Below are 23,439 nucleotides of genomic sequence, written 5' to 3' on the forward strand. Positions count from 1 at the left end.
GGGATGCTGCTCACCATCGACGTCAGCAACACCCACACGGTGCTTGGCCTGTTCGAGGGTGATGAGGTCCTTGAGCACTGGCGCATCGCCACCGACCCGCGCAGGACCGCCGACGAGATCGCCGTCGTCCTGCAAGGCCTGCTGTCCCAATCCCCAATCCTGAAAAATGCGGACATTGCTGGTTTGGCTATCTGTTCGACCGTTCCATCGGTTTTGAACGAGATGCGGGAAATGTCGCGTCGGTATTACGGTGATGTCACCACCGTGGTCGTCGAGCCGGGCGTCAGGACCGGCGTCCCCGTCCGGATGGATAACCCCAAAGAGGTCGGCAGCGACCGAATCGTCAACGCCCTGGCCGCCACCACCCTCTACGGCGGACCCTGCGTCATCGTCGACTTCGGCACCGCCACCTCCTTCGACGCGGTCTCTGCCCGAGGCGAGTACATCGGCGCGGTGACCGCCCCCGGCCTGGAGATCTCCGTGGACGCGCTGGCCACCGCCGGCGCCCAGCTGCACAAGGTCGAGCTGATCCGCCCCCGCCAGGTGATCGCCAAGAACACCGTGGAGGCCCTCCAGTCCGGCATCATCTACGGCTTCGCCGGTCTGGTGGACGGCATCGTGGACCGGATGACCGCCGAGCTGGCCGACGACCCGGAGGACGTGACCGTCGTCGCGACCGGTCCAGGCGCGCCGCTGGTGGTCAGCGAGGCGCGGACCATCGACGAGCACGAACCCTGGCTGACCCTGATCGGCCTGCGCCTCATCTACGCCCGCAACACAGGGTGAAAGCCCGCCCCCTCGCGCGAAGGGGCGGGCTCTCGATCTATATGGATCACTCGTTCTCGGCGGTGTAGAGGTAGTTCCAGTCGCCGCAGCTCGAGACGTGCTTGGTCTTGTGGTGGATCTGGCAGACCTTGAACCGCAGGCTGCTGACGCCCTTCTTGCCGAAGGCGAAGTGCTTGGCCGTGCCGTAGCCGCAGTGGGTGTACTTCTTGGTCGTGTACCAGTGGTGGCTGTACAGGTTGGAGACCTGGAACTTCACGTAAGCGCACTTGCCGCCGTGCTTGTAGTAACGGCTGTCGTCGTCCCACAGCTGGCCGGTCACCTGGACGAGGTTGTTGGTCTGCGGCTGGTTCCAGGTGATGTCGATCGTGCCCTTCACGCGGGCCAGATCGTTGTGCGAGTAGTACGGGCCCCACTCGTTGGCGGGGTTGGCGTTCGCGGCGGCGGGGAGAGCGAGGACCGCGGCGGCGGTGCCCGCGGCCAGAGCAACCATCGCTCGGGTCATGCGCTTCATTTCGGGGTCTCCTTCTCGGGGTGTGATACACGAGTACGCCCACCCCCTTTCACGACCCCTGACGCGCGCTGTCACCGAACTTGCAACCGCTTTGCAGTGCCGTCCGATGGAGACAATCTTGTTCCGGCCGAGTAAGTCCGGCCACCGCGATCGTGGGCCCGACCCGCGAGAGCCGTCCCTGATCGGCGGGGCCACCGGGCCGCCGATTCCGGGCCACCGCCATGATCGAGTTCTTCACGAAGTGATTGCCAAGTCAATGCGGCTGCTTGACGACCTTTCGCGACGGCGTTTACCGTCCCCAAGGGTGGCGAAAATCATTCGTCGTGGGAGAGGGGCTCACGATGTCGTTTTCTGAGGTGGTTGCCCGGAGCGAGGTTGTCCGAAAAGAGGTTGTCCGAAAAGAGTTGGACATGGAGCGTGCCGGTCTCACCGATGACGAACTGCTGCTTCTCGCCGAGCTGGCGAAAGGTGTCACGGTGGACCGGGTGGGCCGTCGGCTGGATGTGAGCGGCCGCACGGTCCGGCGCAGGCTCCGGGGTATCTGCGATCGGATTGGAGTCGCGACCGCGATCGAGGCGGTCGCCTGGGCGGCTCGCCGCCGGTTGATCTGATCCCGCCACGGTGGCGGGATCAGATCTATCCGTTCAGTCCACTACCCGGACGGCACCCGCGAACGGGCGGTTGGCGATCGAGGCCACCCGGACCACGTCGCCGGTCCGCGGCGCGTGCACCATGTAGCCGCCGCCGATGTACATGCCCATATGGTGCAGGTCGCTGTAGAAGAACACCAGGTCCCCTGGGCGCAGGTCGTCGCGGCTGACGTGGGTGCCCGCCGTCCACTGGTCGCCGGTGTAGTGCGGCAGGCTGATCCCCACCTGCTGGTAGGCGGCCATCGTCAGACCGGAGCAGTCGTAGGAGTTCGGCCCCTCGGCCCCCCACACGTACGGCTTGAGCTGCTGGGTGAGCGCCCACCGCACCGCCTGGGCGGCCTTGCCGTCGCCGACCACCGGCAGCGACAGCCGGGTGGCCCGGCTGACCTTGCCCGCGACCTGGCGGTAGAGCGAGCTCTCGGTCTTCTTGATCAGCTTGCGGATCTTGTCCTGCCGGGAGTCGATGCTCCTGAGCAGCTTCGCCACCTCGTCCTGGCGGGCCTTGGCGCCCGCTCTGGCCCGCTTGGCGGTCTCCATCGCCTTCTCGACCTGGAGCACCTGCTCGCCGGTCTGGAGCTGCAGCGCGTAGGTGGTGGAGGCGATGTCCAGGTAGCTGTCCGGGTCGGCGGCGCTCATCAGGCCGAAGCCGGTCGCCGCGCCGCCCGTCATGTAGGAGTTCTGGGCGAACAGGCTGGCCTTCAGGCGGCGTTCCTCCAGGTCGGCCTCGCTCTTGGTCAGCGTGGTCTTGGCCAGCTGGGCCGCGCGCTCGGCCTCCTTGAGCCGGACCTTCTCGCCGTTGTGCTCCTCGGTGAGCGTCTCGATCTCGATGTAGAGGTTCTCCACCTCTTTGGTCAGCTCTTTGAGGGTGGGCTCCGGATCGGCTGTGGCCGAAACCAGCGGAGCGCCTACGGTGATGACGGCGAGCGCGGCGCCGAGGACGGTGAGCCGGATTCGAGTGCGCAAGCAATCTCCTTCTCCGGGGCCCTGGTCCCGGTGGACATTAGTGCACGTCCGGTTCGTCCTCAACCGAAACTCAGGATTCCGTCTAGATTCCGCAACTGAACGATCACGACCAGGTCACACGTGATATGCGCATAACGCGAGCGTGCGGCTACTCTGGGTGAACGTTTCGTGGTTTCGGCAGAGCCGTTATTCGCGAGCCATGAGCGCCGGGCTACTACGCTTCTCAGCATGGTGGTGCAGTCGGTCGAGCAGACAGTCCCGCAATCGGTGGTGGTGCGCCGGGCCCGCACGGCCGATGTGCGGGTGATCCGGCAGTTCGTCGACTCCCACTCCGGCATCGAGCGGCGCCTGCTGAAGAAGTCCACCGTCACGCTGTACGAGGACGTGCAGGAGTTCTGGGTCGCCGAGGTGGACGGGGTGGTGGTCGGCTGCGGCGCCCTGCACGTGCTCTGGGAGGACCTGGCCGAGATCCGGACCGTGGCCGTGGACCCGGGCTCCCGGCGGCTGGGCCTGGGGCACCGGATCGTCACCGCGCTCATCGACACCGCCCGCGAACTCGGCGTGCACCGCGTCTTCTGCCTCACCTTCGAAGTCGACTTCTTCGCCCGGCACGGATTCGTGCCGATCAACGGCACGCCGGTCTCGCCGGAGGTGTACGCGGAGCTGCTCGCCTCCTATGACGAAGGTGTCGCGGAATTCCTCGACCTGGAACATGTGAAGCCGAACACGCTGGGCAACACGCGCATGATTCTGCACCTCAGGCCTTCGGTCTAACCGGTTCTTTGACCAGGGGGGAATGGTGACGGTGGAATCGGCGCTGGTTACCTTGGGTATATCTAACGTGTGCCATGCCCGAACGCGAAGTGAGGTGACACGGTGAGCACCCAGCCGCCGTACCCGCAGGACGATTCGGCCGGCGACGCGTCGGCGCCGCCCGAACGCGGGGAACAAGGCGCGGAACAGCCCGCGCAGGAATTCGATCCCGACGTCACCATCATGAGCCGCAATCCCGCCGGGACCGGGTCGCGGCCGGTGTACGGCCCGCCGTCGTCAGGGGCGTACGGACAGGCGGGCGGCACCGGCGCCTACGGCCAGGGTTATCCGCGGCAGCCGGCTCCACCGCAACCGCCACCGCCACCGCCACCGCCGCCGCCCGGGAGCGGGCAGAACGGCTATGGCCAGGGTTACGGCCAGTCCCAGCCCGGTCAGGGTTACGGGCAGGGGTATGGGCAGCAGGGGTACAGCCAGGAGCAGCAGTACGGGGGTTACGGTCAGCAGGGCGGGCCGCAGCCGTACGGTCAGCCTGGCCAGACGCAGCCCGTACAGGCCCAGCCGGGTTACGGCCAGCAGCCTGGCTACGGTCAGCAGCCCGGCTATCCGCCGCCCGGTTACGGGCAGGCTTATCCGCCGCCCGGCTACGGGCCGCCGCAGGGCTACGGTCCGGGCGGCTACCGGCAGCCGCAGGGTTACGGCTACGGTCCGGCGCCCATTCCGCCGGGCGCGCCCGCGCCGCTGGCCGAATGGTGGCAGCGGCTGGTCGCGCGGATCATCGACGTCGCGTTGTACGGCGTCGTGCTCATCGCGCTCGGAATCATCGCCGGAGGCATTTGGGCGAGCACCGACCGCTTCGACATCGAGACGCAAACCGTCACGCCAGGGACGTTCCTCGTCTACCTGGTGCCCGCGCTCCTCGCGACACTCGCGCTCTTCGGCTACGAATTCCTGATGCTGAAGCAGCGCGGCCAAACGCTCGGTAAGATCGTTATGGGAATCAAGGTGGTGCGCGTGGGGCGCGGCCTTGATGGCGGTCTCGACAATGACGCCGCCTTGCGCCGCGCGGGCGCGCTCGCCGGGCCGTTGGTGTTGACGTGGATTCCGGGAATCCGGGTGATTGGCGCCTGGCTCGTGTACCTGTACTGGCTCGTGGGTCTGCTCTGGCCACTCTGGGATAAGCCGTTGCAGCAGTCCCTTCTGGACAAGGCGGCGAACACGGTGGTCGTCAAGGTCAAATAGTGACATAGAACCGCCGCAAACAACGGAGCGGGGCCGATGGAACGAACCATTGGCCCCGCTTTCGTGCACGCAGCGTGTTCGCTTCGTTCCATCCGAAATAACACCGCAAAAGCCGTAACGGGTTACTGCTACCGTGCGATGGGACCTAGAACACCCCGTCCCCCATAGATGTCACGAGAGGTAACCAAATGAACCCGGAACCTCCCCCCGGCCAGAACCCTTATGGGTCGGCTCCCCCTCCGGGTGGATACCCGCCGCCTCAAGGCGGATACCCCCCACCCCAAGGCGGGTACCCGCCGCCTGGTGGATATCAGCAGCAGCAGCCTGGTTATCAGCAACAGCCTGGTGGATATCAGCAGCAGCAGCCTGGTTATCAGCAGCCTGGCGCTTACCCGCCGGCTGGTGGATACCCGTCCGCCGGCGCCTACAACGCGCCGATGGGCATGCCACTCCCGCCGGGAGTCCCGGCGCCACTTGCCGAGTGGTGGCAGCGTTTGGTGGCACGCCTGATCGATGGCCTTATCCTCGGTGTGGTCGTCTACCTCATTATCAGCAGGATCATCCAGAGCGCGTTCTCCACGACCGAGACGATCGAGTTCCTGGGCACCAGCACAACGGTCTCCACTCCTTCCTTCCTCGGCCTGCTGATCTCGTCGATCGTCAGCTTCCTGCTGTACGCCGCTTACGAGTACTTCATGACCTCGCGTGACGGCCAGACAATCGGCAAGAAGGTCATGAAGATCCGCATCGTCAAGCTTGGCGGAAGCGTTCACGGGGGTCTCGACACCGAGACTCTGGCCAAGCGGATCGGCGTACTATGGGGGCCGCAGCTGCTCGCCTTCAATTGGATCCTCAACGGTCTGGGCGGGCTCTTCAGCCTGGTGAACGTCCTCTGGCCGCTCTGGGACAAGCCGCTCCAGCAGGCGATTCACGACAAGGTCGCCGGAACCGTCGTGGTGAAGCTGTAGCAGTGTTTATGGCCGATCCTTCGGATCGGCGGACTTGGCCGCCTTCAGCCTGTGTCTTCCCTCGTCACTCCGGCCGCTTCGCGACCTGCGTTCCTCAGTCCAGACACAGGCGCGGCCAAGCCGCGTTCCAATCAGTGGGGTGACCGCCCTGGCGGTCACCCCACTGCCATTCCTGGGTACGATTTTGTTCTATCGGGTAAGCGTTCTGACCACCGCAGAGGATACTTCCCGCGCGGTGGAGGCTATGGACAGGCGCACCTCGGTGGGTCATCGGGCGTCGGTTCCCCCTATTTCACAGGGCTTCCGGTTGAATCCGGCGGCAGCGGACCCAAGGGAGTGATGAGGAATGACCGAGGTAATCTCCGCGTTGATACCGCCGCTGTTGGTCGGCGCGGCAGTCGTCTACGGCGTGGTTAAGTTGGTACGTTCGGACGCCGCCGGTCTGCGCGGAAGGCGCGAACCGGGAGAAGAGCCATCGGACAAGACCTCTTCCTGAGAATACCGCCGCTCGAATTGTCATCCGGGGTAACTGGGTATATGTTTGGCTGCAGAATCAAACTATGCTCTGCCGAAAGGATTGCCGGATGGCCAAGCACACGCAGGTGATTCTCATCGACGACCTCGATGGTGGCGAGGCCAATGAGACGGTCACCTTCGCGATTGACGGCCTGCCTTATGAGATTGACCTGAGCGACAGCAACGCCAAGAAGCTTCGGGAAGCCCTGGCGCCTTTCGTCTCCAGCGCCCGCAAGGGCGAAAGCGGGTCAACGCGGGGCCGTCGTCGTGGAAGCGGTGGGACCCAGCGGGCCATGACTCGGGAGAAGAGCGCGGAGATCCGCGCCTGGGCCAAGGCCAACAACCACCCGGTGAGCGAGCGCGGCCGGATTGCCGCCTCGATCGTCGAGGCCTACGACGCGGCGCACTAAGTCGCCGCTACTTCTTGATCGTGCGGTTATGCCGGCTGCCGGTTCTCTGGCGGCCTGCATGACCGCACGATCGCGTTATCAGGTAATAAACGTCGTTCGCTTGCGGCGTATCGGGAACACCTGGCCCCCGATCGGTAGTTGGATGGAGGGTGAACGCCCTGCGCCCGGGGAACGTCTCCTGTATAGAAGCGGTCGCCGGGCCAGAGCTGGCATGCGGAACGACGGGGCCGGATCATCCGGGCGCGTCTGACCGCTCTGTGAGGAGCGACGAGATGTTCGAAAGGTTCACCGACCGTGCGCGTCGGGTTGTCGTCCTGGCCCAAGAAGAGGCCCGGATGCTCAACCACAACTACATCGGTACTGAGCACATTCTTCTTGGCTTGATCCATGAAGGTGAAGGCGTTGCCGCCAAGGCTCTGGAGAGCCTGGGCATCAGTCTTGAAGGCGTGCGTCAGCAGGTCGAGGAGATCATCGGCCAGGGCCAGTCGGCACCGTCGGGGCACATTCCCTTCACCCCACGGGCCAAGAAGGTCCTTGAGCTGTCGCTCCGTGAAGCCCTGCAGCTGGGCCACAACTACATCGGCACCGAGCACATCCTGCTCGGGCTCATCCGCGAGGGTGAGGGTGTGGCGGCCCAGGTGCTGGTGAAGCTGGGCGCGGACCTGAACCGGGTGCGGCAGCAGGTCATCCAGTTGCTGCACGGTTACCAGGGCAAGGAGCCGGCCGCGGCGGGTGGCCCCCAGGAGGCCGCGCCGTCCACCTCCTTGGTGCTTGACCAGTTTGGCCGCAACCTGACCCAGGCGGCCCGGGAGGGCAAGCTGGACCCGGTGATCGGCCGGGAGAAGGAAATCGAGCGGGTCATGCAGGTGCTGTCCCGCCGCACCAAGAACAACCCCGTCCTGGTGGGCGAGCCCGGCGTCGGCAAGACCGCCGTGGTGGAGGGGCTGTCCCAGAAGATCGTCAAGGGCGAGGTGCCGGAGACGCTCAAGGACAAGCAGCTCTACACGCTCGACCTGGGCGCGCTGGTGGCGGGCTCCCGCTACCGGGGTGACTTCGAGGAGCGCCTGAAGAAGGTGCTCAAGGAGATCCGTACCCGCGGCGACATCATCCTGTTCATCGACGAGCTGCACACGCTCGTCGGCGCGGGCGCCGCCGAGGGCGCGATCGACGCCGCCAGCATCCTCAAGCCGATGCTGGCCCGCGGCGAGCTGCAGACCATCGGCGCGACCACGCTGGACGAGTATCGCAAGCACCTGGAGAAGGACGCCGCGCTCGAGCGCCGCTTCCAGCCCATCCAGGTGGCCGAGCCGTCGCTGTCGCACACCATCGAGATCCTCAAGGGCCTGCGCGACCGGTATGAGGCGCACCACCGCGTCTCCATCACCGACGGCGCCCTGGTGGCGGCCGCCCAGCTGGCCGACCGCTACATCAGCGACCGTTTCCTGCCCGACAAGGCGATCGACCTCATCGACGAGGCCGGGTCCCGGATGCGCATCCGCCGGATGACCGCTCCGCCGGACCTCCGGGAGTACGACGAGAAGATCGCGAACGTCCGGCGGGACAAGGAGTCCGCGATCGACGCGCAGGACTTCGAGAAGGCCGCCGCCCTGCGCGACCAGGAGAAGCAGCTCCAGATCAAGCGGGAGCGCCGGGAGAAGGAGTGGAAGGCCGGCGACATGGACGTCGTGGCCGAGGTCACCGAGGAGCTCATCGCTGAGGTGCTCGCGACCGCCACCGGCATCCCCGTCTTCAAGCTCACCGAGGAGGAGTCCCAGCGACTGCTCCGGATGGAAGACGAGCTGCACAAGCGGATCATCGGCCAGGACGACGCCATCAAGGGCCTGTCCCGCTCGATCCGCCGCACCCGCGCCGGTCTGAAGGACCCGCGCCGTCCCGGCGGCTCGTTCATCTTCGCCGGCCCGTCCGGCGTCGGTAAGACCGAGCTCTCCAAGGCGCTCGCCGAGTTCCTGTTCGGGGACGAGGACGCGCTGATCATGCTGGACATGTCCGAGTTCATGGAGAAGCACACCGTCTCCCGGCTGTTCGGCTCCCCGCCCGGTTACGTCGGGTACGAGGAGGGTGGCCAGCTCACCGAGAAGGTGCGGCGCAAGCCGTTCTCCGTGGTCCTGTTCGACGAGATCGAGAAGGCCCACCCCGACATCTTCAACTCGCTGCTGCAGATCCTGGAGGACGGTCGCCTGACCGACGCCCAGGGCCGGGTGGTCGACTTCAAGAACACGGTCATCATCATGACCACCAACCTCGGCACCCGGGACATCTCCAAGGGCATCGGGGTCGGGTTCGCGAAGAGCAACGACGTCGAGGGCAACTACGACCGGATGAAGTCGAAGGTCCAGGAGGAGCTCAAGCAGCACTTCCGGCCCGAGTTCCTCAACCGCGTCGACGACACGGTCGTCTTCCACCAGCTCACCATGGGCGAGATCATCAAGATCGTCGACCTGATGCTGGCCCAGGTGGACGCCCGCCTCAAGGACCGGGACATGGGCCTCGACCTGACCCCCGCCGCGAAGAAGCTCCTCGCCGACCGGGGCTACGACCCCGTCCTCGGCGCCCGCCCGCTTCGCCGGACCATCCAGCGGGAACTCGAAGACTCCCTCTCCGAGAAAATCCTGTACGGCGAACTCCGCCCTGGCCAGATCGTCAAAATCGACATCGAAGGCGAAGGCGACGCCGCCATCTTCACCTTCGTCGGCGAGAACAAGACCCCTCAGGTCCCTGACTCCGCCGCGTCCATAGTGGAGACGATCCAGAAGTAATTGAACCGCTCAAGCACCCCTCGCCGTTCGGACGGCGGGGGGTGCTGCGCTTTTGGCGGGGGTGGGATCGGCGACTGGGCACCTTGAGGGCGCGTCCTTCTTCGTGTCTCGGGGTGCGTTGCTGCCTCCGTCAGATGGTCCGGAGAGTGGCGAATTCCCTCATGCGCCGGCAACAGGCTCAGCGCGGCGACGGCAGTACAGACAGCTCGCAGACGTAGGCGTCCACTGGTGCGCTCAGCACCCAGACGATCATCGCGGCCAGCGTCTGCGGCCGGATGCACAACTCAGGATCGTATGGGCGTCCGAAGGCGCTCCTGACCTCACCCAGCAGGTCGGTCGCCGTCGCTGCTGGATAGACCGTGGTGACGCGTATCCCGTGGGTGGCCTCCTCCTCACGCAAGGAATCGGCCAGTTCCCGCAGCGCTGCCTTGCTGGCGACGAACGCCGACCAGCGGGGGACGCCGGTCATCCCGGGTGAGGCGTTAACGAAGATCACATGTCCCCGGGACCGCCGTAAGGCGGGGAGCGTCAGCCGTACCAGTTCGGCGGCGGAGGTCACGTTCACCGCCAGCGTCCGCCGCCACGTCTCGGGGCTGGCCCCGGCGACGGCCTTGACGGGGGAGATTCCCGCGCAATGCACCACTGCCTGTACGTCCTCCAGTTCTCCCGCATCCTCCAACGCTTCCACGGCGGCGGCCAGCGTCCCGGGTTCGGCCAGATCTGCCTCGATCCCGCGCACGTCCAGCCGCCCGACATCGCGCCCCACGGCGATCACTCGATGGCCGGCCGCTATGAGCGCGCTGACCAGGGCCGTCCCAATCCCTCCAGTGGCTCCAGTCATCAGCACATTTCCCATGACGGCTCCCGTTCTCCGCGTCGCAATGGCTGATCATCACCAACACCACCCCGCTGATCGCCAACAAAGTCCACGATCGGCACGAGCGAGCGTATCGACATCGGCAATGGCAACATCGCCCTGCACTCCCGGGCCAACAACATGTATGCCGCTGCGGAGGCCGCGGGAGCCCAGCCGCTGATCGCCAACGGCACCGCCATCGGCCGCTGGGAACGGTTCGACTTGGTGGCCAGCTGAACCCGTACACCTTCCGGAGTTGCGCGCCGAACGGCCCCGGAAGACATGCGCAAATGTCAGAATTTTGTCGGCATTCAGAACCCTTATGATCTTTTCGGGCAAAGAGAGGGTTCCGCGGAGTGTTCCGGCAGCGTTTGGCGTCAATTGTCATCGGGCTCTACCTCGTCGCGACCGCGATAGCGGCGGTGCTCGGCGTGGTGAGCGACGATATCCACGCCATCCGGCCATTCGGGGTCTCCCTCCACTTCAGCTGGGAAATCGACGAATACTGGCAGGGCGAACGCGGCCTCGGGGTGACGCTGCTCGTCGGGACGCTCGCCGTCAACGTCTGGACGCTCCGCCAGGTCTTCACCCTGCCGCCACGCGCCCCCCGTCCGGCCGACCCGCGGGTGCGCTGGCTGCGCCGCCTCCTCTACCTGGCCGTCGCCGACGTCCTGGTCCTCGGCTCGCTCACCGACCTGCTGCTTCCCGACCGCCTCGCCGACACGTTCACCCTGCTGGTGTGGGGCCCGATGCAGGTGCTCTTCGCCCTGGCGCTCACCGGCGTGCTCCGCGGGCTGGCGCTCACGCTGGCCGTGCTCGACGTGCTGGGCATGGCGGTGGAGGTGGCCGACGAGTTCGGCGCGGACATCCCCAACGCGTTCGAAATCCTCGACCTGGTCTACCCGTTCTGGCTCCTGCTGATCCTCATCGGCCAGCACCGGGACGGCCGCTGGCACCGGACCACCACCATCACCGGCTGGACCTTTCTGATCACAGCGCTGGTCCTGCCATACGTCGCCTTAGCTCTTGAGCGTTTCCGGGATATCCCCACTTTCTCTATCTTCACCGCCTTGGCGATGTTCACCATCCTGAACGCGGCGTGGATGGCCCGCTCCGCGCACGAACTCCACAACCCCGACCCCACGCCCACCGCTCCCCGCCAACGTTCCGGCGGCCTGCGCCTCCTGCCCGCCGTCGCCGTCCTCATCCCGGTCCTCACGCTGGTCCACCCCGAGGAGACCGCCCGCCTCACCTACACCGGCTGGGAGGACGAATGCATGGACTGGACCGTCCTGCACAAGAAGTTCGGCGACACCCGCCCCCAGGACCGGGACAAAGCCTTCCTCTGCCTCGCCCGCAGCACCATGGACGGCGTCCCGCCGATGTTCGACGACACCGTCCCCGACCAGCGCATCCTCGCGTACGGCAGACGCCTGTGCGACGCCACGACCAGGGAGGAACAGGAAGCGCTGCTGACCCAGGCGGGCAGCCCGCGCCCGGCCTGGGGCGCCGACCCCTCGGACCTCGTCTTCATCTGCCCCGGCAAAATCAGCGAGCAACAGCCCCACCTGCTCAATTCGGAGGCTGCGGAAAAAGCCTCGGCCGCCGCCTGGATAGCCGAGGAGAACGCCAAATGCACCGACCCCTGGCCGAAAGTCCGCGCCAAACGCCAGGGTACGGCCGCCTACTTCCTGTTCGAGGGCGGCGGCTACTCCGTCTTCGACGCCAATGACGACTCCGAGGAGGATTCCTTCTCCGCGGCGATCGACGACGGCTTCGTCGCGGTAACCGGCAGCTCCGCCTCCGTGATGACCTACAACGAGAACGAGCCAATCTGCCTAACCGCCAAAGCCTTCCCCGCCGCGCCCCCACTCCACCTCAAAGGCTGGAACGAGGTAACCGAACTAAGCATCCTCAGCCGCACCGGCCACCTAGGCATCCCCGTCATGGAGGAAGGCATGGACGAGGGAGCCGGGATTTCCCTCCCCAACCTCGCCCTAAACGGCCCCGGCCGCTACCGCCTCCGCGTCTACGCCCGCGGCGAGGAATTCGCCCCCGAGCAACACCTCATCGTGATCTACCCCGGCCACTCCACCAAAAAGATCGTCTACCGCCAGTGAACCACCATGACAACACGGCACTCGAATGTTTGCCGTGGATCTCCTACCCGCCCACCCTTTTGTGTTTGTCCGGGCTCCGCCCGGGCCCTGGGGGCGCCGTGGCTTCGCCACCTACCCGCAACGGGCACTAACGGTCATCGATTGTTTGCCGCGGAAGCTCCCGCCGATGGCACCCGAGTGTCTCAACGACATGAACGGCAACGGCCAGCGCAACGCACGTTGGAGATAAAACGCTGCTTGGTCCACGAATGTGTCGGATGGGTTTGCGCTGGCCGAAGGGCGGGGCGAAGCCCCAGATGCTGATCCATTCCGCATTGAACCGTTTGTGCTGGCCGAAGGGCGGGGCGAAGCCCCCGGAGCGGGTAATCCCCGGGGGTCGGGGCGGCAGCCCCGGAAACAATCAAGGGTGGGCGGGTGGGAACAGCCACCGCAACCTGGGCACGGTGGAAACACCCACGGCAACCTGCGGGGGCTAAGCGGCGAGTTTGAGGCCTAGGGCGGTGAGGTTGCGGCGGGTCCAGTCGAGGTCGTCGGCCAGGCGGGCTACCAGGGCGGCGGGGCCCTTGGTTTTGGGGGTGGTCCAGTCGTGGGCCTCGACCTCGATGTGGGCGCTGCCGTTGACGGCGCCGGAGAGGAGGGCGGTGAGGGTGTCCTGGAGGACCGGCTGGGTGCTGGGGATTTCCTGGCTGTGGTCGTGGACGTGGCCGAGTTTGACGACGGGGGCGCCGGCCATGGCCAGGCCGCGGAGGGCCGAGGCGGTCTCTTCGGTGCCGCAGGAGAGGTGGCAGGCGTCCAGGCAGACACCGAGGTGTTCGGAGTCGATGCCGCAGACACGCTGCAGGGCCTGCTCTGTGGTTTCCAGGACGCAGCCGGGCCAGGGCTCGAACCCGACACGGATGGTCTTGCCGGTCACGCTGGAGAGACCGCGCAGCTCGCGGGAGAGGCGCTCCAGGCGACGCGAGGCGATCGAGTGCAGGTCGGCCGGCCAGTCCCGGCGCCACCCGATCGGAATCGTGGAGATGCTGCCGAACCGCACATCCTCGGGCAGCAGGAACGCCAGGATCTTCGCGAGCGACATCGTGTACCGGTACCGCTCGGGCTTGGCCCAGTCCGGGCCGGGCGCCTCCTGGTTACGCCCACCGGTACCGTTGAGGCTCACGACCTCGAGGCCGCGCTCCTCAAGCGAGCGCCGGAGCCGTACCAGCTCGATACGGTCGGCGATCAGGTGGTCGGCCACCGGCGGCGCCAGCCACAGGCCGATGCCGAGCCGGTCCACACCCAGCCGCTTGCGCACAGGCACCGCATACCTGGTCAAGTGCGCGATCAAGTTCTCCAGGTCCTCCGCGGGATGCACACCCGCGTTGTAGGCCAGGTGAACGAGCGTCCCGTCGTCGTGGCGCAGCCGCATCGATGCCTCCAAGCTCCGACCCCATTGGCCCACACGACCTGTCCTGACCGCATGGGACACGAGTCCCTCCGTACCGGGAATCCGGCCCGGTACGGCGAGCTTGCTCTCGTGCACCGGTCTACGCGTCCGCCCCGCAGCTGATTTCCCAGTAAGCCGCTAGGGTGACGTCGGCAGCGGTCTCACCGTAAGAACGGCGACTTGTGATCCACTTGGGCGAGACTTGGCCGAATTCGCTCTACACAGTGTAGTACTACAACCCGTCGCGCGAACACCTTACGTCGGCAAGGCGTAGAAATCGTTGTCGAGAAGTTCGGCGAGGCCGTCCGTCAGCAGGCCGTCGAGGGCACGTTCGCGTTGCGCGGTGTTGGACCAGGCGGCGTCGAGAGCGGCCTTGGGCACCGGGCCGGGAGCGTCGCGGAGGACGGCGAGCAGGGCGCCGCGGCACTGGCGGTCGGTTCCCGCGTAGGTCTGGCCGCGGCGGGGCGGGCCGTCGTGGGCGGGTTTGCCGGTGAGCAGCCACTGGCAGCGGCCGGAAACGGGGCAGTCGGCGCAACGAGGGGCGCGAGCCGTACAGATCAGGGCGCCGAGCTCCATAACGGCGACCGCCCAGCGAGGAGCGTCCACGGGCGGGATGAGGGATTCGGCGAGTTTGCGCTCGGGCGCCGTGGTCGCCGTCGGCGGGAACTCCTCGCCGCGGATCGCCCGCGCCAGGACTCGGCGCACGTTCGTGTCGAGTACGGCATGACGCCCGCCGTACGCGAAACTGGCCACGGCAGCGGCCGTGTAGTCCCCGATCCCGGGAAGCGTGCGCAACTCGTCGTACGTCGCCGGGACGGTGCCGTCGAAATCGGCCGTGATGGCTTTCGCGCAGGCGTGCAGGTTCAGGGCCCGGCGGGGGTAACCCAGGCGTCCCCAGTGGCGTACGGCTTCGCCTGGGGGTTCCTTGGCGAGAGTGTCAGGGGTGGGCCAGCGGGTGAGCCATTCCTCCCAGATCGGGAGAACCCGGATGACCGGGGTCTGCTGGAGCATGATTTCGCTGACCAGGATGCCCCACGGGGTAGCCTCGGGGCGGCGCCAGGGGAGGTCTCTGTTGTGCTCCGCGTACCAGTCGAGGATCGGGGCATGAAGAGTCACGGTCAGACTCTAGCGGTGTGTGACACCGTACATACTCCGCATCTCGATCTCCCTCGGCGAGGCGTGACGGAGAGCGGACCACGACTCTCCATACTGTCCGTATGGATCCGGACACGTTCCGTGGTGATGTTGGAGTCGAGGGCGGTGACGTCTACTGGCGCCGCCGGGTGTCGGTGCTCACCGGCATGCTCGTGGTGGTGGCCGTCGTGGCCTGGGGCTGCGCCAGCGGCTCGGACAAGCCGACGACCACTCCGAAGGCGGGGTCGGGCGGAACCGACGCGATGGTCGTCTCGCTCCCGTCGCCCAAAGTCTCCCCACCGGCCGCGTCGCCACAGCCATCCGGCAGCCCCACCCATGGATCGCACGGATCGCCGTCCCCGTCGCCCCCGCCGCGCAAGAACGGCGAACCCTGCGTCGCTAACGACCTGGTCGTGAGCCTGAGAGCCAGCCAGGAAATCTACAAAGGCGACCAGATCCCAGGATTCCTCCTCACCGTCGTCAACATCGGCCAGATCGCCTGCACCGCCGACCTGGGCCCCCGCGCCCTCGAAATGCGCATCTCCACCGGCGGCCAGCGCATCTGGTCCACCGCCGACTGCGTGGCCGGCGAAGGCGTCGATCGCCAACTCCTGCACCGAGGCGTCCCCTTCGTCCGCTCCATCCAATGGCCCCGCTACCTCTCCGGCAACGACTGCGCCGCCGACCCCCCCACCGCCCGCAAAGGCAAGTACGTGGCCTTGGCCCGCTTCGGCACCCTGAAAAGCTCCAGAAACGTCTTCCAACTCAAGTGATGTGGAGATTGGCTTACACGTACCGCTCGAGGATTGAGGATTCGGCGAGGCGGGAGAGGCCTTCGCGGACGTTTCTGGCGCGGGTTTCGCCTACGCCGCCGACGACCTGGAGGTCGTCGATGCTGGCGGCGAGGAGTTTTTGCAGGCCGCCGAAGTGGTCGACTAGGCGGTCGACGATCGTGGTGGGGAGGCGGGGGACTCGGGCCAGGAGGCGGAAGCCGCGCGGGCTTACCGGGGTGTCGAGGGGGTCGGGGCCGGTGTGGCCGAGGATCTGGGCCACGCGGGTGAGGTCGAGGAGGTCCAGGGCGGAGAGATTGTCGAGGTCGTGGATGGCCTCGGTGAAGCGGCGCGGGCGGCGGGCGCTCGGGGCCGGGAGGTAGTCCCGGATGGTCAGGGCGCGGTCCTCTTCCACGCCGCCGACCAACTCGTCGAGCTGCAGGGAGATGAGGCGGCCGTCGGTGCCCAACTCCACGACGTACCCTTCGATCTCGACGGAGATCCGGCGGACCATTTCCAGGCGTTGCACCACGGCGGAGACGTCGCGAACGGTCACCAGGTCCTCGATTTCGAGGGCGGAGAGGGTGCCGGAGACCTCGTCGAGGCGGAGTTTGTAGCGTTCTAGTGTGGCGAGAGCCTGGTTGGCCTTGGACAGGATGGCGGCGGATTCCTCCAGGACGTAGCGGACGCCGTCGAGGTAGAGCGCGATGATGCGCATCGACTTGCTGATCGCGATGACCGGGAACTCGGTCTGGCGGGCCACCCGCTGGGCGGTTCTGTGGCGGGTGCCGGATTCGTCGGTGGGGATGCCCGGGTCGGGCACCAGGTGCACGGCGGCGCGGACGATGCGCAGGTCGCCGCTGTTGAGGACGATCGCGCCGTCCATTTTGGCGAGTTCACGGAGCCGGGTGGCGGCGAACTCGACGTCCAGTTCGAAACCGCCGGTGCAGAGTTCTTCCACGGTGTCGTCGTATCCGAGGACGATCAGGCCGCCGGTGTGGCCGCGCAGAATGCGTTCGAGCCCGTCGCGAAGCGCGGTTCCAGGGGCGAGGGAGGCCAGTGTGGCTCGTCGGCGCTCGTCCCAGGCTTTGTCGTTGTGCACGTCAGTGACCCCCGCTGGTCGTGTCTCTGCGCCCAGACGGTCTATCCGCCTCGCGACAAGTCTGCTTGGCTCAGCAGACCCATAGCACCGTCCAGTTTAACTGGGTAACGACATGCTCACCGGATGTGCGTCGGACGCCCTAGACGTACTCTGCCTCTTTGACCTCCTCCCTGGCGTGAACGCCGGAGATTCCCCACGTCGCCGTGGAGTCCTTACTGCTTCCGCTACGCCGCGTGAGCGTCATAGGTTGCGGGCGGTGCCAGGGTCGGAATTGCCTCGCCTGGTCTTACCCGCCCTCCACAGTCGTTTCGAGTGTCCGCCAGCCCGGCGGCCACCATTTCCTCATCCTGCCCTCCCCCGGCAGAGGCCGCCTCCGCCTGCGCGCGCAGGCGAATGCCCTCGGCCAGAATGTTCAACGCGGCCACGAGGTCGCGGTCGTGGTGCTCCCCGCAAGACGGGCAATCCCACTCCCGCACCCGCAGCGGCACCGTCCCGTTCCGCCACCCGCAACACGGGCACAACCGGGAGGAGGGAAACCAGCGGCCCACCGCGATGACCGTCCGCCCGTAGCGGGCCGCCTTCCCACCCAGCAGAGCACGGAACGCACCCCAAGACGCGTCGTTCACCGATTTGGCCAGCCGACCGCGGGCCAGACCCCGCACCGCCAGATCCTCGATCGCCACCGTTTGGTTTTCACGGATGATCGATGTGCTGGTCTGGTGCAGGAAATCCCGGCGCGCGTCGCTCACCTTGGCGTGCTGGCGGGCCACCGCGATCCGCGCCTTCTCCCGGTTCTTTGATCCCTTCCGCTTGCGCGACAGCGCCCGCTGCAGCCGGGCCAGCCGTTTGGCCCGGCGGCGCAGCCACCGCGGATTGGCGATCTTCGTGCCATCCGACAAGACCGCATAATGAGTCAAACCCAGATCGATCCCGATCTCGGCCTCCGCCTCGGGCAGCACCTGCCCGGCATCCTCGACCTCGATCACGAACGAGGCGAAACAGCGGCCCGCCGCATCCTGGACGACCGTGACCGACGACGGGACCGCCGGCAGCTCCCGCGACCAGCGCACCTCGATCTTCCCGATCTTGGCCAGGTACAGCGTCCCGTCGCCGGGCAGGCGGAAGGCGGTACGGGTGAACCGGGCCGCCTGACGCCGATCCCGGCGCGACTTGAACACCGGCAACCCCATCCGCCGACCCTTACGCCTCCCGCTCACCGAGTCGAAGAAATTCTGGTACGCCTGATCCAGGTCACGCAGCACCTGCTGGAGCGGGACCGGGGACACCTCACCCAGCCACTCCCGCTCCGGCGTCCGCTTCGCCGCGGTGATACAGATCTTCTGCAGGTCCCCGCCACCGATCCACGGCAGCCCGGCCTTACGCGCCGCCTTGCGCATCGCCAGCGCGTCATTCCACACCACCCGGACACACCCGAACAACCGTGCCAGCGCCTGACGCTGGGAGGGGTCGGGGTAGATCCGGAAGTTGTAGCGCAGCCTCACCCCGGGCCTCCCCCCGTCACACCCAACCCGCCACTACGCCGGACACACACGGTCACGACTCGAACACACTAGCGCATGACTTGGGGCAGCGGGAGCCGAACACCGGCACCACAGGCACCGTGCAGGCACACAACCACCGCGCTTGACCTCCATCCGGTCCCCGTGACCGCATATCGGCGAAATGTCTCCCACGACGACGGCGCCGCTGCGCCGCCGAGAGGACATCATGATCGAGTATGCGGCGGGCGAGGCAGGCGTGGCTCGGATCCGAGCCACGCGAGTTCAACGCCGACCACGACCACAGGCGACCACCCACCGCTCGTGGCCCACCCGCCCAAGGGGCCGTCTCCGAACCGGTCAACGACCTCAACGACGACGGCTGACCCTGCCGGTGAACTCCTGTGCGGCCGCAGGAACCCGCACGCATGGGTATCGCCAGGTCGCCGTCCTATTGCGCTGTCCCCAGCCACGTCCTGGAACGGCGGCGCCCGCTCTCGATCAACAGGCAACACATCCAACACCAGGGCCGCCCAACCCGAACGGTCCCGGGGTCACGCTCCGTGCTCCTGGATGCCCCACCTACAGCGGGCCATCGCCATCCCCTGACGGGGACCGCATTCATCCCCGCCTGAAGCTGAGATACCCCGTTGGCGAAGTAGATCAGAAAGAAACGGCCCCGTGATCACCAATGTGATCAGGGGACCTTTCACGTGTTGGGGGCCGTGTGCCTGGCCAGCTTCACCGCTGAGACCACCAACACGCCCGCGAGGATGGGGATGAGGACCAGGACCGGGATGACACCTAGCAGTAGCCCCAGCAGGGCGCCGGCGAAGCGGAGGTTAGCGCCCAGACGGAGAAGCTGCCGTCGCGGCTGTAGCGGGCGAAGGCCACGAGCATGGTGGGCAGCGAGACCAGCAAGGACAGGCTGCCTGCGGTCTTGATGTCCACGGAGTAGAGCAGCACGATCGTGGGGATCAGGAGTTCGCCGCCGGCAACGCCCATGATGGCCGCGACCACGCCGATGCCGAACCCGGCCGTGACCCCCGGGCCAGGAAGAGCGCGCCGCGCGCGACGGTATCCCGCCTGCGGCGCTCGCCGTTGACGCGGGCCCCGGCCCTTTCCAGGCTGGGGTCCGCACCATGAGTCACCGGCAGATCATGTCCACACTGGCTTCCCACCAGTGGCTACCGTTCTGCTGGTTGAACCGTTCCCAAATGATGGTGCTCCCGTCGATGAGTTCACAGTTGTACTGACGCTCCCCGGCGGCCATGGTTTCGACGTCGTCGATCGCTCGGCTGACGGCGTATTCGGCGGACACCGCGCTCCATCCGAAGCCGTTCCACATCATGCCCTCGCTGGCCATGGCCGGCGCGGCGGCCGCGAAAAGTATCGCGGCCGTGCCCGTGGCGATTAAGGCGCCCCGAGTTCTGCGTCTCGTTGCTCGTGAAATCATCGCAAGTCCCATCCTTTTCCTACTCCCGTAGTGGCACCACGGGGATGCGGTTGATTCTTCAAGCAGATATACGTGGCTGCGATGGCCAAAGGTTTCAACGCCCAGCGGGCAAGTTCGTCCGCCTCCCAAAGCGGTGACCCCACGTGCCCCCTGGAACAGCGATCAAATGCGGGGCGTCGGTGTCGCAAGCCTCGGTGAGGTGAACCTTGTAGCCGTCCCAGTGCGAGTCGCGCTTGGTTCCGGATCGGGCGTCGCCGTCGTACGGCGAGATCTGGCGGATCATGCCTGGCGGCTGCTCGTCAGGCGTTCGCCAGCGCAGTTGATCGTCGATGGTGACGTACTGCTGGATCCATACATGGCGCAGCGTCTGCACCGCCGGGATGTTGCGCAGCAAGCCAGGAGCGGCTGGCGAGTACACCGCGCGCAGGACGCCGTTCCCATCGGCGCCGATCTCGTGGCCGAGCTGGATGCGCTCAGCCTTGTTCTTCGGCAGTCGATAGTCCTCGACGCGGACCTCATACCGCTCGAACCATCCGGATTCGGCCTGGGCCAGCAGCCAGTCCGGTGCTGCGGCGGCCAGCGCGTTGAGCGCGGCGCGCACCGTTTCATGCACCTGCTCCAGCCGATTCATCGTGCGCATGGCCATGAGCACATGGGTGGAGTCAGTTCGCTGCCGACCTCCAGCTCGAAGCAGCCCGGCGGTTCCGGCACGCTCCAGGATCGTGTCGAGCAGGCTTTGCTCAAGCGATCCCGCGATCAGGCGATCTCGGAACTCACTGAGCACCGAGTAGTCAAAGCCGACGTCGGTCAGCTCTAACCCGAGCGCGTACTTCCAGTCGATCCGCGCTCGCACGGCCTCAGCCGCCTGCCGGTCCAACAGACCCTCGCCGAACTGCAGGATCGACACCAGCGCCAGCCGAGCTGGAGACAGCGCCGGACGGCCACGGGCGGAAACGCCGCAGCGAAGTCCCCGTCCTCGAACAGGACACCAACGCATCTCGGATACGGATCGCCAGGCTGCCTTTCGGGAAAGCTGCCCGAGCTACCGCCAGGGTTCCCGCCGGGATCTGATCTGGACCAATCGAACGCAGCGACACCCACGACTCCATCCGCGAGCAGGAACGACAATAGCGGCCTCATGATCACAGACGTGAACATGAGGCCACTGCTTTTGATCTACTTCGCCAACGGTGTCAAGCTGAAGGACGGAGCCTTCTGCGGCTTTTCGATAACGGCGAAGCCGGGCGAGAAGTTCGTGGTACGGATTTCGGCGGGTGGACCCGCGACGAGGTTGCCGAGGGGATGTCAACGGACGTGTGTCAGGGCGTCCCAGACGTTCTCTGCTTCGGTGACGTCGAAGCCGGGTGAGAAATTCGTGGTGCGGATTCCGGTGGGGCGGACTGCCACGAGATCGCCGCGGCTGGGGGCGGGGTTGAGTTTGAGGGTGTCTTCCACGAGTGAGCCGGTGGGGACCAGAGCTCGGGTGAAGCCGAGGCGGGCGGCTTCGGCGAGGCGGCGGCGGACGTCTCGGACTGGGCGGAGCTCACCGGCCAGGCCGACTTCGCCCAGGGCGACCAGGCCGTGCGGGAGCGGTTCGTCGCCGGCCGCGCTGACCACCGAGAGCAGCAGGGCGAGATCGACGGCGGGGTCGGTGAGTCTGATGCCGCCGACGGTCGCGGTGAACACGTCGCATTTGCCGATCTTGGCGTTCAGGCGGCGTTCCATGACGGCTAAAACCATGGCCACTCGGTACGAGTCGAGCCCGGAGGACGTCCGGCGGGGTTGCGGGGCTTCGGTCGGGCCGACGAGGGCCTGGAGTTCGGCGGGGATCGGGCGGGTGCCTTCGATGGTGACGGTGACGCAGGTGCCGGGGACCGGTTCCGGGTGGCGGGAGATGAACAGGCCGCTGGGGTCGGTGATACCGGTGATACCGCGTTCGTGCAGGTCGAAGCAGCCGACTTCCTCGATCGGGCCGAACCTGTTCTTGATCGCGCGAACCATTCTGAGGCGTGAGTTACGGTCGCCTTCGAAGTGGAGCACGACGTCGACCAGGTGCTCCAGGACGCGGGGGCCGGCGATTGAGCCGTCCTTGGTCACGTGGCCGACCAGGACGGTGGACATGCCGCGTTCCTTGGCCAACCGGGTCAGGTTGGCGGCCACTTCGCGGACCTGCGTCACGCCGCCGGGCACGCCGGTGGCGTCGGCGGATCCGATGGTCTGCACGGAGTCGACGATCAGCAACCGAGGCTGAACCTTCTCGACATGAGTGACAAGGGCTCCCAAATCGGTCTCGGCGGCCAGATAAAGCTGGTCCTCCACGGCACCAATCCGGTCAGCCCGCATCCGGACCTGGGACGCCGACTCCTCGCCCGTCACATACAGAACCGTGTCGTGCTGGGCGGTCCTGGCAGCGGCTTCCAGCAGCAGAGTTGACTTGCCGATCCCAGGCTCCCCAGCCAGCAACACCACCGCACCCGGCACCAGACCACCGCCAAGCACCCGATCCAGCTCGCCCACCCCGGTCGGCCGCGCATGCGCGACCTCAGCCTTCACCTGCCCAATCGGCACGGCCGGCGCCGAAACCGCACCACCCCTGACCACATTGACGCCCTGCCTGGCCCCCGCCTCCTCAACCGTCCCCCAGGCCTGACACTCCCCACAGCGCCCCACCCATTTGGCGGCCACCCAGCCACACTCGCCACACCGATACGAAGGCTTCCCAGCTTTACTCACGCCCGGAGGCTACCGGCCGCGACCGACATTCCCACCCCCCGCTCAGAAGAGGCGCCAGCGGAGGATGGTTGGGTAGGGGACTTCCAGGCCCGGGATCTCTCTGATGGCGCGTGCTGACACTCCCGGGGTGAACTCGATTCGGAGGACCGCTTCGAGGTCGGCGCGGCGGGTGAACACCATGCGGGGGTCGAGTTCGGCTCGTTGCCAGCCCTGCCGGGACCAGAAATCTTCCACCGTTCGCGCCGAATATGTCGGCACCGTCGCTCGAAACCATGCCCCGAAGGATCCGCGGGACCCGTCCAGGTCGACCATGAACGCGGCTCCGCCGCGCCGTACGGCCCTGGAAAGCTCTTTCAGACCCGGTTCGCAGCCGGGCCCGAAGAAGTACGCCCAGCGGGCCACGGCCACGTCCACGGACGCGTCAGGGACGGGGAGCGCCTGCGCGGTGGCCACGTGGACGGCCACGTTTCGCAGCTGGGAGCATCGGCGGGAGGCTAGGGCGGCCAGGTCGGGGTGGGGCTCGACGCCGATTACCTGAGCAGCGGACGACGCGTACACGGGCAGGTGGTAGCCCGTGCCGCAGCCGATGTCGAGGACGGTGGCAGACTCCCAGGGGCGTACCGCGCGGATGGCCGTGTCGATCACGCCGTCGGGGTCGACCGCGCGGTTCTCCAGCTCGTAGATCTTGGGGTTGTGCCAGATGTTCGGGCTCGGTACGGCGCCCTTCGGAATGCGCGGCATCGCACCAC

General features: G+C 66.7%; 23 protein-coding genes. 11 read left to right on the forward strand and 12 right to left on the reverse strand.

What is annotated here, in order from left to right; genetic code table 11:
• Positions 1-3: 3 nt before the first annotated feature.
• A complete protein-coding gene (locus tag ABGB08_RS29250) occupies positions 4-786 on the forward strand; it encodes a type III pantothenate kinase (RefSeq protein ID WP_155351056.1) in 783 nt (260 codons plus the stop codon).
• Positions 787-832: 46 nt separating this feature from the next.
• Here the strand turns inward: ABGB08_RS29250 and ABGB08_RS29255 are convergent, their stop codons facing one another.
• Positions 833-1,297, reverse strand: coding sequence for a hypothetical protein (locus ABGB08_RS29255; RefSeq protein ID WP_347596247.1), 465 nt, complete (start codon positions 1,295-1,297; stop codon positions 833-835).
• A 410-nt stretch (positions 1,298-1,707) separates the two neighbouring features.
• Here ABGB08_RS29255 and ABGB08_RS29260 point away from each other — a divergent pair, with 410 nt between their 5' ends.
• The gene (locus ABGB08_RS29260) at positions 1,708-1,908 is read left to right on the forward strand and encodes a LuxR C-terminal-related transcriptional regulator (RefSeq protein ID WP_155354495.1); all 201 of its coding nucleotides are present in this window, start codon (positions 1,708-1,710) and stop codon (positions 1,906-1,908) included.
• 33 nt (positions 1,909-1,941) lie between these two features.
• Here the strand turns inward: ABGB08_RS29260 and ABGB08_RS29265 are convergent, their stop codons facing one another.
• Positions 1,942-2,910 (reverse strand): C40 family peptidase, encoded by a 969-nt coding sequence (locus tag ABGB08_RS29265; RefSeq protein WP_347596251.1) that lies wholly within the window; start codon positions 2,908-2,910, stop codon positions 1,942-1,944.
• A gap of 228 nt (positions 2,911-3,138) precedes the next feature.
• Here ABGB08_RS29265 and ABGB08_RS29270 point away from each other — a divergent pair, with 228 nt between their 5' ends.
• From ABGB08_RS29270 to ABGB08_RS29295, 6 genes are all read left to right on the forward strand, one after another.
• On the forward strand, positions 3,139-3,684 hold the full coding sequence (locus tag ABGB08_RS29270; protein WP_347596254.1) for an amino-acid N-acetyltransferase: 546 nt from the start codon (positions 3,139-3,141) through the stop codon (positions 3,682-3,684).
• A 102-nt stretch (positions 3,685-3,786) separates the two neighbouring features.
• Positions 3,787-4,923 carry an RDD family protein gene (locus ABGB08_RS29275; RefSeq protein ID WP_347596257.1) on the forward strand — a complete coding sequence of 379 codons (1,137 nt, stop codon included), beginning with the start codon at positions 3,787-3,789 and terminating at the stop codon, positions 4,921-4,923.
• A gap of 437 nt (positions 4,924-5,360) precedes the next feature.
• Entirely contained in the window at positions 5,361-5,891 is a 531-nt protein-coding gene (locus ABGB08_RS29280) for an RDD family protein (RefSeq protein WP_170321996.1), read from the forward strand.
• Between the two features lie 346 nt (positions 5,892-6,237).
• Positions 6,238-6,387 (forward strand): hypothetical protein, encoded by a 150-nt coding sequence (locus ABGB08_RS29285; RefSeq protein WP_155354490.1) that lies wholly within the window; start codon positions 6,238-6,240, stop codon positions 6,385-6,387.
• An 88-nt stretch (positions 6,388-6,475) separates the two neighbouring features.
• On the forward strand, positions 6,476-6,817 hold the full coding sequence (locus ABGB08_RS29290; protein WP_155351063.1) for an Lsr2 family protein: 342 nt from the start codon (positions 6,476-6,478) through the stop codon (positions 6,815-6,817).
• Positions 6,818-7,089: 272 nt separating this feature from the next.
• Positions 7,090-9,594, forward strand: a complete 2,505-nt coding sequence (locus ABGB08_RS29295; protein WP_155351064.1) for an ATP-dependent Clp protease ATP-binding subunit — start codon at positions 7,090-7,092, stop codon at positions 9,592-9,594.
• Between the two features lie 178 nt (positions 9,595-9,772).
• Here the strand turns inward: ABGB08_RS29295 and ABGB08_RS29300 are convergent, their stop codons facing one another.
• On the reverse strand, positions 9,773-10,450 hold the full coding sequence (locus tag ABGB08_RS29300) for an SDR family NAD(P)-dependent oxidoreductase (RefSeq protein WP_347596262.1): 678 nt from the start codon (positions 10,448-10,450) through the stop codon (positions 9,773-9,775).
• A 371-nt stretch (positions 10,451-10,821) separates the two neighbouring features.
• Between ABGB08_RS29300 and ABGB08_RS29305 the strand changes: the two genes are divergently transcribed.
• Positions 10,822-12,570 carry a hypothetical protein gene (locus ABGB08_RS29305; protein WP_347596265.1) on the forward strand — a complete coding sequence of 583 codons (1,749 nt, stop codon included), beginning with the start codon at positions 10,822-10,824 and terminating at the stop codon, positions 12,568-12,570.
• A 472-nt stretch (positions 12,571-13,042) separates the two neighbouring features.
• Here ABGB08_RS29305 and ABGB08_RS29310 read toward each other — a convergent pair whose 3' ends face one another.
• Both ABGB08_RS29310 and ABGB08_RS29315 read right to left on the reverse strand, forming a co-directional pair.
• On the reverse strand, positions 13,043-13,978 hold the full coding sequence (locus ABGB08_RS29310) for a TIM barrel protein (protein WP_347596268.1): 936 nt from the start codon (positions 13,976-13,978) through the stop codon (positions 13,043-13,045).
• Between the two features lie 273 nt (positions 13,979-14,251).
• Positions 14,252-15,118, reverse strand: a complete 867-nt coding sequence (locus tag ABGB08_RS29315) for an A/G-specific adenine glycosylase (protein ID WP_347596465.1) — start codon at positions 15,116-15,118, stop codon at positions 14,252-14,254.
• A 95-nt stretch (positions 15,119-15,213) separates the two neighbouring features.
• Between ABGB08_RS29315 and ABGB08_RS29320 the strand changes: the two genes are divergently transcribed.
• Entirely contained in the window at positions 15,214-15,903 is a 690-nt protein-coding gene (locus ABGB08_RS29320; protein WP_347596271.1) for a hypothetical protein, read from the forward strand.
• Between the two features lie 13 nt (positions 15,904-15,916).
• Here ABGB08_RS29320 and disA read toward each other — a convergent pair whose 3' ends face one another.
• Both disA and ABGB08_RS29330 read right to left on the reverse strand, forming a co-directional pair.
• Positions 15,917-17,002: a DNA integrity scanning diadenylate cyclase DisA gene (disA, locus tag ABGB08_RS29325; RefSeq protein ID WP_347596274.1), complete on the reverse strand. Its 1,086-nt coding sequence runs from the start codon at positions 17,000-17,002 to the stop codon at positions 15,917-15,919.
• 224 nt (positions 17,003-17,226) lie between these two features.
• Positions 17,227-18,504 (reverse strand): RNA-guided endonuclease TnpB family protein, encoded by a 1,278-nt coding sequence (locus ABGB08_RS29330; RefSeq protein WP_347596277.1) that lies wholly within the window; start codon positions 18,502-18,504, stop codon positions 17,227-17,229.
• 236 nt (positions 18,505-18,740) lie between these two features.
• Between ABGB08_RS29330 and ABGB08_RS29335 the strand changes: the two genes are divergently transcribed.
• On the forward strand, positions 18,741-18,887 hold the full coding sequence (locus ABGB08_RS29335; RefSeq protein WP_347596280.1) for a hypothetical protein: 147 nt from the start codon (positions 18,741-18,743) through the stop codon (positions 18,885-18,887).
• Between the two features lie 418 nt (positions 18,888-19,305).
• Here ABGB08_RS29335 and ABGB08_RS29340 read toward each other — a convergent pair whose 3' ends face one another.
• The 5 genes from ABGB08_RS29340 to ABGB08_RS29360 all read right to left on the reverse strand — a co-directional run bounded on the left by ABGB08_RS29340 (position 19,306) and on the right by ABGB08_RS29360 (position 23,431).
• Positions 19,306-19,527: a hypothetical protein gene (locus ABGB08_RS29340; protein ID WP_347596468.1), complete on the reverse strand. Its 222-nt coding sequence runs from the start codon at positions 19,525-19,527 to the stop codon at positions 19,306-19,308.
• A gap of 121 nt (positions 19,528-19,648) precedes the next feature.
• On the reverse strand, positions 19,649-19,969 hold the full coding sequence (locus tag ABGB08_RS29345; RefSeq protein WP_347596283.1) for a hypothetical protein: 321 nt from the start codon (positions 19,967-19,969) through the stop codon (positions 19,649-19,651).
• An 82-nt stretch (positions 19,970-20,051) separates the two neighbouring features.
• Positions 20,052-20,954: a transposase gene (locus tag ABGB08_RS29350; RefSeq protein WP_347596286.1), complete on the reverse strand. Its 903-nt coding sequence runs from the start codon at positions 20,952-20,954 to the stop codon at positions 20,052-20,054.
• 308 nt (positions 20,955-21,262) lie between these two features.
• A complete protein-coding gene (gene radA, locus ABGB08_RS29355; protein ID WP_347596289.1) occupies positions 21,263-22,690 on the reverse strand; it encodes a DNA repair protein RadA in 1,428 nt (475 codons plus the stop codon).
• A 42-nt stretch (positions 22,691-22,732) separates the two neighbouring features.
• Complete coding sequence (locus ABGB08_RS29360) at positions 22,733-23,431, reverse strand: class I SAM-dependent methyltransferase (protein ID WP_347596292.1); 699 nt, start codon at positions 23,429-23,431, stop codon at positions 22,733-22,735.
• Positions 23,432-23,439: the final 8 nt, after the last annotated feature.

Source organism: Acrocarpospora sp. B8E8 (assembly GCF_039871605.1).
Lineage (GTDB): Bacteria > Actinomycetota > Actinomycetes > Streptosporangiales > Streptosporangiaceae > Acrocarpospora > Acrocarpospora macrocephala.